Here is a 10,469-nt window from a genome sequence, read left to right as displayed (position 1 = left end):
CAAAAATATTGTGTGATTTTATCTTGCGAAAGTATGAGTAAATTTAATTATTTAAATTTCAATACTTTAAATGAACTGGTTTTTGCTTTTTTATGAAAGGATGCCACTTCAATCAGGGCTATGATTTATTTGTATCGCCTTTTTGAGATTCTTTTATAGTTAATCACGAATTAAAAAATTGTAAGTAATTGTACCTTGTTGTCTTTCGGCTCCATCGGGGCTAGGTTGCCACTTGGTTTTTAAAGCTGCTTTTTTCGCTTCGGCAAGCAAACAACTATCAGGGTTTTTTGTGCCTTTATACCCAGGTGTGGCTTTTATTACAGTACCATTTTTATCTACTTCAATAAGTACAACTACGGTACCATATTCATTACCACAATTATATTCAGGGTTTGGTTTGCTTAAAGGCTTTCTGTTTCCGAGGCTATATCCAACTCCCGAACCTGTACCACCACCTTTTCCTTTTCCTTTGCCATCACCTTCACCATCGCCATCTCCGCCACCTTTTCCTTTACCTTTTCCACCACCATCGCCATCACCATCGCCACCATAATACCCTTTACCATTTAAGTTTCCGTTTTTTGAACCTTGGTTTCCTTTAGTATTAGAATTTCCATCACCAGTATTTTTCTTTCCACCTTTAATACTGCTCAAAATATCGTCGGTGTTTTTTGATATTTTAGGTTTAGTATCTTTGGGCTGAATAGTTTTTGTAGGCGTTTTTACAGGTGTTTTAGGTTTTTCAACTTTTTTAATCACGGCATCGTTTGGAGCAGCAACATCATCTTCGGTAATAATTTCGTCTTCAACAGCACTATTCGTAGTAGCCGATTCACTTTTGCTATCATCAACATCAAACGCATCACTTGTTTTATTGTCTCCCGAACCAAAATCGGTAGTACCAAAATTTAGTTCCAAACTTCCGCCACCACCGCCACCGCCACCAAGTAGGGCTAGTTCAGCATCTGATGGAGGCCAAAACCGTATAAAAAATAGTATACAAATAATGATACCATACACTAAAGTAGCTATTATAAACGACTTTGATGAATCGTTTAGCACAGGTTTATGTTCGGTATTTGTGGTCTTTTTCATGTATATAGTAAACGCTGCTACTTTGTATTTATTGTTTACAAACTATACGAGTTGTTGTAAAGCAATTTCAAAAGCTGTAGCACTTATATTGGTTTTAGAATTATTTTTAGCATACACTTTTTCAATCGCTGATTTTATAGTTTCAGAAGTATCGTAAAAAACAGCCTCATCGGTCATTTGTACTTTTTTCTCCATAAAATAAGCAAAAACACGTGCCATTCCGCAGTTGGAAATAAAATCTGGAATAAGACTTATTTTGCTATCGGTATCTTCCATAATAGAGCCAAAGAAAATTTCTTTGTCTGCAAATGGTACATTAGCACCACACGAAACAACTTCCAACCCAGAGGCAATCATAGTATCTAGTTGATGTTGGGTTACGAGTCTTGAGGCAGCGCAAGGGGTAAAAATTTCTGCGCCCATACCCCATATTTTGGTGTTTATTTCATCAAAAGGAATCATATTTTCGGCTACCAATTTATTGCCATCTTTGTTTAAAAATAGTTTTCGCATTTCTTCAAATGAAAAACCATTTTCGTTTATAATACCGCCATCGCGATCTATAATACCGATTACTTTTACGCCCATCTCGGCTAGGTAAAATGCGGCCGCAGAACCTACATTACCAAAACCTTGTACAATTGCTTTTTTACCTACAAAATCGCCACCAAATGTATTGTAATAATGGCGTACTGCCTCGGCAACACCATAGCCTGTTATCATATCGGCAATGGTATATTTTCTTAAAACATCGGGTGAGAATTTAGGGTTTTCAATAACCTTAATTACACCTTGACGCAATTGCCCTATACGGTTTATTTTATCGGCTTCGGTAGGTTTAAAATGTCCGTTAAAAACGCCTTCTTGCGGATGCCATACGCCACACTCTTCGGTAAACGGAATTACTTCATGAATTTCATCTACATTTAAATCGCCACCAGTTCCATAATAACTTTTTAGTAATGGAGAAACGGCTTTGTACCAACGTTGTAAAACTCCTTTTTTGCGGGGATCGTTTGGATCAAAATTAATACCCGATTTGGCTCCTCCAATAGCAGGCCCCGATACGGTAAATTTTACTTCCATAGTTTTGGCTAACGATAGTACTTCATTCATATCAAGTCCTTTACGCATACGTGTTCCACCACCCGCAGCACCACCACGTAGCGAGTTTATTACAGTCCACCCTTCGGCTTCTGTTTCGCTATCTTTCCAGTTAAACACTATTTCGGGTTGCTTATTTTCAAATTTTTTGAGTAAATCTTTCATTATATTGGTATTAGTTTGTTGTGCAAATATAAGTTTTGAAGCGTTAAGTTTGAAAGTAAGTAGTAAAAACTTTTTTGACTATTTAAAGCCTGTTCTTTACTTTTTGGCAATGACTTGTACAGAACCAAATAGTGGTTTTATGCTACAAAAATTTATTTTACAAACAATGTAACGGCAATGGGAATGTGGTCTGAAATGGTTTTGGCTTCTGCCAAAGTATCAAAAGCTTCGTAAAACAGCAGTGCTTCTGGGTTTTTTATTGTAAAGTGTTGGGTGTTGTACCAAATGTTATCAAATTCTGATGCCAAACACGTTGTAGTATTGCATTCTTGTTTGAGCGTGGTTTTTTGGTTTATAAAGGCAGATTGGTACCCCATTTTTTTCAACGGATTGAATACAGTATGCGATTGCGGACAATTGAAATCGCCTAGAAAGATTAGTTTTTTATTGGCGTATTGAGCAGGTAAAAATTTAAAATATTTGATTTCTGTTTCGGGTTGTTTACTCTTGGTAATAGCATGAAAATTTGCCAAGGTAAAAGTATTGTTCTGGTATTGAAATGTGCAATAATAAGGTTCGCGGTCTATTTCTACGGCATAGTTATCTTCTAGCCAAGCTTCGCCTATTTTTTTAACTTTTGAAGTTTTCCACAAATAGGCATACCGTTCGGTTTTGTAACTACTACTTGTTGTGGGGTTGCTTATGGTATAGTCCCACTTTGCACCTGTTTGGTTGAGTTGGTCAGCCAAACGAGCTACGGCTTGTGCACCACCATAGCCAGCAACTACTTCTTGTAGGGCAACAATATCATATTCTTTTATGGTTTTGGCAATAAATGCCAAGGTGCTATCGGGTTTCGATTTGCCTAAGTTTTCTACATTCCATGAGAGTATTTTTACTTGCGCATACGACCATGTGCAAGCGTACAATAGAATATATAGGAGTAAGAATAGTTTATTACGATTCATTTTTATGGTTACTTGCAGGGGTTTGTATACCCATTAGTAATGCCAAAGCTACAATTACATCTACAATATTCCAAAGAGTTCTGCCAAGTACTATTTTTATAAAAGGTTGAAACAATAAAGCCAAAGAAATGTATATAAATACTTTGGGATTAAAGTGTTTTTTGTAACAAAGAATATTTTCAACGTTTGGTTTGCTGTATTTTTTTTAGGGCATTACTAACTTCGTGGTTTTTAAATTCTTTCATATTTGACGCCATATAATAGTAGCCTTGGGTTGCCAGCCTAGTATGACAATCGCAACATACAGTGCTTTTTTCGGCTGTTTGACCTTTGTTGAACATTGGTGTGTTCCATAATCTTAATTTTTTATTGCAGCCAATACAATGTAATATGTTAGTACTGATTAATGATTTTCAAATCTTCTTTTGTGCTTTTATTTTTCGTGTATTTTTTTATAAACGTTTAGTTCTATTTCAAGAACTTCTATTCTTTTTTCCAAAAGGGCTATATGAGCTTCAAGTTTTTGTTCTTGTTTGGTTTTGTAGGGCAAGTAGAGGTATTCTGCTAGCTGAGCAACAAAGTTGTGGTTGAGTAGTTTGCTTATTTTCCAGAGTATTGCCAGTTGTATCGATTCGTTTTTAAAATATTGGTTTAATGTACTGTTTCCCACATCGAGATCGCGGGCAAGTTGTGCTTTGCTAAGCTTTTGATTTACTATATAATAATTAATAAAGTTGCCTACATGAGGCATATTTTCGGGTTTGTTTTTCTGGTATTTTTTACTGGAATCAATCATAGTTACTTAGTAGCTAAAAATAGAAGCATAATACGCTACAGTGTATAGGCTTTTACTATATAGTGTATAGGGTTATGCTGTATGGAGTGTATTGTTTTTATGTATTTTATAGGTGTTTATTATATATAGATTATGGGCTTTTATGTGCTTTGTGTTGTATTATGCTTATTGTTATGTAGTATTATACTGTATGCTATTGGTTGTAATAGCCAATACTATGTAGGTTTATCATTTATAGCATACAGTGTTTTGCTTTGTAAACGTTGTTATACTACAAGTTATGTTTAAAATAGATTTTAAATAGTTGTGTATGTACCCAATTATACTACTCCCGTGTACTACTTATGGTGCTGGGGTAGGCGTAGGGGGCGTGCCTGTATTGCCTGTGCTAGTAAAACGTTGTTTAAGTTGTGCTACTATAGCATCTGTGCCTGGCACACCAGCGTCGGCAGCAGCACCAAAGAGTTTATATACCATAAGCGCCGAAACATAAGCTTCGCTTCCTGCTAATAGTTGGGTGTCTTCTAGTCGTTCTAGAAGTTGTTTTACTACAATAATAAGTTCGTCTAGTTGGGAAAAAAGTGTTAGGTCGTTTTGCATCGCATTTACCGAAATATACTGAGGTAATAACCCTGTGTTGTTTATGGCAGCGTTTATGGCATCTTCGGTAAAGGCTTTGTTGCTTACATCGATAGAAGGTAGCGAAATTCTTTCGTCTACTGTTAATCCTGTTAAAAAAGGTAAAATAGTCATTACAGCCTCTATGCTGTTTTTAGCTTCAGTAATTTGGGCAACTGTAGCGGTAGTGTTAATGCGATTGTTTGATAAGTTTGACATAGTTTGGGTGTTAAATTTTTAAATTGTAAATGCTTTACATCATTTTGATACCGCAAGTTTATATCATATAAAATACTATTCCTTACGGTTTTCCGTAAAAAGAGAAGTTTTTTTTAGGAAAGGAAAGAAGAAAGAAGAAAGAGAAAAGAGAAAAGAGGAAAGAGGAAAGAGGAAAGAGGAAAGAGGAAGGAATAAGGAATAAAGAACAAGGAATATTGAACAACGAACAATGAACAACGAACAACAAATATTGAAGTAACGAATATTGAAGAACGAAAAGAGAAATTAAAATGCTAAAGCTACTATTTCAAGAATAGACTCATTTATAAATACTCAAACAATGTAAGCCAAAGGCTACAAGTGTAGATTAAAACAGTGAACCAAAAGTTAGGTCTATATAATTCCCAAATCTTTTACAATGGCTATAAGATGAATATTGTTGTGCGCTTTAAATAGATCTTTAAGGCGGGCTACTCTTTTTTCTATAGAGCTTTTACTGTTGGGTTTTATGTTGAGTTGTAAAAATGTAGTTGCCATATCGTCTATAGATTTGCCCTGAGCAAGATATTGTAGTAAAGAAATATCATAACGATCTATTTCTAAGTTATTTTGTTTGTGTAATAGGTGTTCTAGTTCTGGCGAAATATAGTTACTACCATTATATATATGTGTAATGGCTGTTTTGAGTTGGCTTATGCTGTTGCGACTTTTGTGAACATACCCATTGATGTTTTTATCTTCAAAAAGTAACCGAATATTGTGCGCACGGTTTTCTACAGAATAAACAAGTATTTTTACATTTGGGTTTAAGGCACGTAAGGCATCAATAAGCTGATTGCCCGATGCTATGGCTACTTCTCTATAATCTTGTACAAACGATAAATCGGTTATTACCAAATCGAATGGATTAGTATCGGCAATCGATTTTTTATATTTTAATAATGCATCATCGCAATACTTTGTATATTCTATAGTATCTATATCTAAGGTTTGTAGGGTTTGCACTAAGGCAATATTAATGCTGTCAAAATCTTCGGCTACCAATATTTTTGTAAACATAATTATAACGGAATACTAATGTGTGTTTTAAATCCTTTTCCTTTATGGGTGTCAAAAGTAAGGGTTCCGTTTACAGAAAAAATACGGTTTTCCACATTTTGAATGCCATTTTTTTTAAAATTTTTATTTTGCGTGCCTACACCATTATCAGAATAAGTTATATATAGTGTTTTTTTTGTGTTTTCAATTTTCAACACCACGAGTGTGGCTTGGCTGTGTTTGTTCATGTTTACAAGCAACTCTTGTACTACTCTATATACTATTATTTTTAGCTCTGGATTTATTTTTTCTACATAAAAATTTTCAAATTGCAATAGTATGTTGCGTTGGCTGTTTTGATACAAGCCTACCATGCTTTTAAAGTTTTCAAAATAATTTTTACCTGTATCTATAGTACTATTTTCGTTAGAAATATTTCGTGTTCTATGGTATATAGTATCTAGGTTGTGTAGTAAGTGTTCTTTGTTTTCAGGTTTTTGAAAATCTTGTGTGTCTATAAAGGTAATGGTGTTGTGTACATCGTTTGCCAATTCGTCGTGTAGTTTTTTTGCAATTCGGATTTCGGTAGTATATGTGGTTTCTTGTAGTTTTTTTAGATTTCGTTTTTTTATTCTGTAATAGATATAGATAGAAAATGATACAAAACAAATTAACCCAAGTATAAAATATTCTTTCATTGCTTTTTGCTGTTGGGCTTCTAGCAAGGCTTGTTTAGAATCGTATTTTATTTTAGCAAACTGATTTTTAGCTTTTTGTTGTACGCCTGTAATACTATCATTTAGTTTTAAATAAAGTACGGCATATTTTTTTGATAGTGTAGCGTTTTCATGTTGTATTAAAAACGAAAGAGCCTCAAGGCGGTCGTTGGTATTCTTTACTTTGGTGGCTGTTTTTAAAGCGTACAAAGCATGTTGATTGGCCAATATAGGGTTTGAATTTTTATACCATTCGGCCAAATGAATAAACGATGCGGTAAGACCGAGCGAATCTTTTGCCTTTTCACGTATTTTTTTGGCTTGTTCCAAATATTCTTTAGAGCTCGTATAATTGTTTTTATTAAGGTATGAGAAGCCAAGATTATCAAGCACTCTTGCCCAATCGGTATCGTGATTTTTTAAAGTATCGCTGTTTTTTAATGATTTGAGCAGTGTAATAGCTTTTGAATAATTTTTTTGCTTCATATAATTGTAAGCTATATTATTTTTCAAAATACATCTTTTTAAACTATCGGTGGTAATAGACCAACTTTTTTGATAGTAGTTAAATGCCTCATTCGGATTGTGTTGTTCCAAATAAATCATCGCCAAGCTATTATACAAAAATGCTAAATAATCGTTTTGAGGATTCTTTTTTAAATAGGGTAATGCTTCTGTAAATGTTTCTTCACTACTTTGTAAATCGCCTTGTACACTTTGTATTTCACCCATTCTAAGCATAGGGTAAATGATGTTTTTAGTATCGTTGTTTTCGTTACAAAGGTTTTTTATGGTGTTGTAATAATAAAAAGCAGAATCGTATGTCTGACTTTCAAGAAAAGATTCAGCCTTTGCTATTGATGTTTTATAACTTATTGTTTCTTTGGTGTTTTTGGAACAAGAAGTAAAAAATAGTAGGACTATAAAACCTATAAAAAATGGGGAATGTACGTTTCGTAGTATCATTCCCCGAAATTAAAAAATTAATTAATATTTTAAAAACTAAATTACCATTTAAGGTTTAATGGGTATATAACAATAGTTTAGTATGGTTTAAATCAAGATGCTAAACATCCTGTAACAGGAAAAGATTTAAAACCTATAACAAAATATATGATTAAGACGCATCAATTGAATAAATAAAACCACTACAATGATTGTGTTTTGCGCCTGTAACACTACTTAATACATTAATTTCGTTTCTTAATTTTAATACGCCAAGCAATCCAAAAATTAAAGCTTCTTTGTATTCTAATGTTTTGGCATCTGGAATAACTATTGTGAGTTCTGGTACATAATGTTGTAGTCGTTCTATTAAAAAAGTATTGTAAGCACCACCGCCCGTAATAAGCATTTTTTTATTCAGTAAATTAAAATTGGTAAGAGCCTGCCAAGCTTGATACGCAATATGCTCTGTAAAAGTGCGCATTTTGTCTTCAGTAGAAATAGAATGAAATTCAATAAGCGGCAATACAATTGCTTTTACAAACTCAAACCCCAACGATTTAGGAAATTGGGTTTTGTAATATTCCAAAGCATTCAATTTGTTAAGTAAATCTAGATTTACTACACCATCGCGTGAAATAGCTCCTTGATTATCAAAATTGAACCCCAATTGATTGGCGTAGAAATTCAACACCGTATTTACAGGCGAAATATCAAAAGCAATTCGTTTATTTTCAAATTCTAATGAAATATTAGAAAAACCACCAAGATTTAAACAAAAATCATATTCCGAAAACAAAATTTTATCTCCAATAGGAACCAAAGGTGCACCTTGACCACCAAGCTCTACATCTTGTACCCTAAAATTACACACTACATTTTGGTTGCAATATTGAGCCACACTAGGCAAATTACCAATTTGCAATGTAAAACCATTTTGAGGCTGATGCAATATAGTATGCCCATGGCTACATACAGCATCAAGGTTTTGAATATCATGACTCGTAATAAACTCATTAATAATCGTGCCTAATAATAAGGTATACTCATTATTGAGACTATCTAACTCTTCTGGAGTAAAAGATATAGCGTTTTTTAAACGAGTTACCCATTTTTCATCATAAGGTATTGTGGCACATTTACCTAAAGTAAAGCTCCAGGTGTCATTTTTTATTTCAAAATAAATCTCGGCAATATCAATCCCATCTAGTGAAGTTCCAGACATAATACCGAGTACATGATATACTTGTTTCTTCATTGGCTAAAAATACGAAAACGTTTGAAATATTAATAATTTCTTCCTACATTTGAACTCCAAAATTATAAAATCAACAATAATTTATTTCTATTAATATGGATTTCAATCTTACCGAAGAGCAATTAATGATACAACAAGCAGCTCGCGATTTTGCACAAAACGAACTATTACCTGGAGTTATAGAAAGAGATGAACATTCTAAATTTCCTGCCGAACAAGTTAAAATGATGGCAGAATTAGGGTTTCTAGGTATGATGGTCGATCCAAAATATGGTGGAGCAGGTCTAGATAGTGTTTCTTATGTATTAGCAATGACAGAATTAGCCAAAGTAGATGCTTCTGCGGCAGTAATCATGTCGGTAAACAATTCTCTAGTGTGTGCAGGATTGGAGAAATATGCTAGCGAAGAGCAAAAACAAAAATATTTAGTGCCTCTTGCAAAAGGAGATGTAATAGGAGCTTTTTGTTTAAGCGAGCCCGAAGCAGGTTCAGACGCAACCTCACAAAAAACTACCGCTATAGATAAAGGAGATTATTACTTATTAAACGGGACAAAAAACTGGATAACCAATGGAGGTACTGCTTCTACATATATAGTAATAGCACAAACCGATATAGAAAAAGGTCACAAAGGTATCAATGCTTTTATAGTAGAAAAAGGTTGGGAAGGTTTTGAGATAGGGCCAAAAGAAAAGAAAATGGGAATTAGAGGTAGCGATACACACTCTTTAATGTTTACAGATGTAAAAGTTCCTAAAGAAAATCGCATAGGCGAAGACGGTTTCGGATTTAATTTTGCAATGAATGTTCTTAATGGAGGAAGAATAGGTATAGCATCACAAGCACTAGGTATTGCAACAGGAGCTTACGAGTTAGCGTTAAAATATGCACAAGAACGAAAGGCTTTTGGTAAAGAAATTTTTAAACACCAAGCTATCGCATTTAAATTGGCCGATATGGCTACACAAATTACAGCTGCTAAAATGCTATGTTTAAAAGCAGCTTCCGAAAAAGATGAAGGAAAAGACATTTCATTATCGGGAGCAATGGCAAAATTATACGCTTCACAAGTAGCTATGGATACCACAATCGAGGCTGTGCAAATACATGGAGGAAATGGTTACGTAGCCGAATATCATGTAGAACGTATGATGCGTGATGCTAAAATCACTCAAATTTACGAAGGAACTAGCGAGATTCAACGTATTGTTATATCAAGAAACTTAATTTAAGAGTATAATAAAGTGCAAAAAGAGCTGTTTCATTTTTGAAACAGCTCTTTTTTCTTACAAAAGTTTTTAGATTTCAAATAAAATTTTAAAAATAACACACGAGTAATCAGTGTTTTGAAAAAAATATATAAAAAAGGTTGATTAAAAATTAGGAAAAGGTTAAAAAAGTTGTAGATTTGCACCCGCAATATAGGCGACGTTCATAGAAAGATTTATCGTAAGAAAATAATTTTGTTTAGGATTAGAAAAGGTATTATCTTTGCTGTCCTGCGAAAGAAAAAAGGTGTTGAGAAAATAATTTAAAAAAAAATTCAA

At 33.8% G+C, this 10,469-nt stretch carries 10 protein-coding genes; 1 reads left to right on the top strand and 9 read right to left on the bottom strand.

Features of this window, described 5'->3' with window-relative positions:
- Positions 1–159: 159 nt before the first annotated feature.
- From Q361_RS12550 to Q361_RS12505, 9 genes are all read right to left on the bottom strand, one after another.
- On the bottom strand, positions 160–1,095 hold the full coding sequence (locus tag Q361_RS12550; RefSeq protein WP_103727082.1) for an energy transducer TonB family protein: 936 nt from the start codon (positions 1,093–1,095) through the stop codon (positions 160–162).
- A gap of 42 nt (positions 1,096–1,137) precedes the next feature.
- Positions 1,138–2,364, bottom strand: coding sequence for a Glu/Leu/Phe/Val dehydrogenase dimerization domain-containing protein (locus tag Q361_RS12545; protein ID WP_103727081.1), 1,227 nt, complete (start codon positions 2,362–2,364; stop codon positions 1,138–1,140).
- A 152-nt stretch (positions 2,365–2,516) separates the two neighbouring features.
- Positions 2,517–3,332: an endonuclease/exonuclease/phosphatase family protein gene (locus Q361_RS12535; RefSeq protein WP_103727079.1), complete on the bottom strand. Its 816-nt coding sequence runs from the start codon at positions 3,330–3,332 to the stop codon at positions 2,517–2,519.
- Entirely contained in the window at positions 3,322–3,456 is a 135-nt protein-coding gene (locus Q361_RS12530; RefSeq protein WP_394335866.1) for a DUF6804 family protein, read from the bottom strand. The genes Q361_RS12535 and Q361_RS12530 overlap by 11 nt, the downstream gene beginning before the upstream one ends.
- Before the next feature lie 309 nt (positions 3,457–3,765).
- Positions 3,766–4,128: a helix-turn-helix domain-containing protein gene (locus tag Q361_RS12525; RefSeq protein WP_103727077.1), complete on the bottom strand. Its 363-nt coding sequence runs from the start codon at positions 4,126–4,128 to the stop codon at positions 3,766–3,768.
- A gap of 342 nt (positions 4,129–4,470) precedes the next feature.
- Complete coding sequence (locus tag Q361_RS12520) at positions 4,471–4,965, bottom strand: hypothetical protein (RefSeq protein ID WP_103727076.1); 495 nt, start codon at positions 4,963–4,965, stop codon at positions 4,471–4,473.
- Between the two features lie 393 nt (positions 4,966–5,358).
- Entirely contained in the window at positions 5,359–6,024 is a 666-nt protein-coding gene (locus tag Q361_RS12515; protein ID WP_103727075.1) for a response regulator, read from the bottom strand.
- 2 nt (positions 6,025–6,026) lie between these two features.
- The gene (locus Q361_RS12510) at positions 6,027–7,685 is read right to left on the bottom strand and encodes a tetratricopeptide repeat-containing sensor histidine kinase (protein WP_103727074.1); all 1,659 of its coding nucleotides are present in this window, start codon (positions 7,683–7,685) and stop codon (positions 6,027–6,029) included.
- A 151-nt stretch (positions 7,686–7,836) separates the two neighbouring features.
- Entirely contained in the window at positions 7,837–8,922 is a 1,086-nt protein-coding gene (locus Q361_RS12505; protein ID WP_103727073.1) for an anhydro-N-acetylmuramic acid kinase, read from the bottom strand.
- A 95-nt stretch (positions 8,923–9,017) separates the two neighbouring features.
- Here Q361_RS12505 and Q361_RS12500 point away from each other — a divergent pair, with 95 nt between their 5' ends.
- Positions 9,018–10,154, top strand: coding sequence for an acyl-CoA dehydrogenase (locus Q361_RS12500; protein WP_103727072.1), 1,137 nt, complete (start codon positions 9,018–9,020; stop codon positions 10,152–10,154).
- The last annotated feature ends 315 nt before the right edge of the window (positions 10,155–10,469 follow it).

It is taken from the genome of Flavobacterium croceum DSM 17960, from assembly GCF_002917885.1.
Classification (GTDB): domain Bacteria; phylum Bacteroidota; class Bacteroidia; order Flavobacteriales; family Flavobacteriaceae; genus Flavobacterium; species Flavobacterium croceum.
The sequence above is the reverse complement of the archived record's forward strand: the minus strand, read 5'-3'. Positions and strand labels throughout refer to the sequence as shown.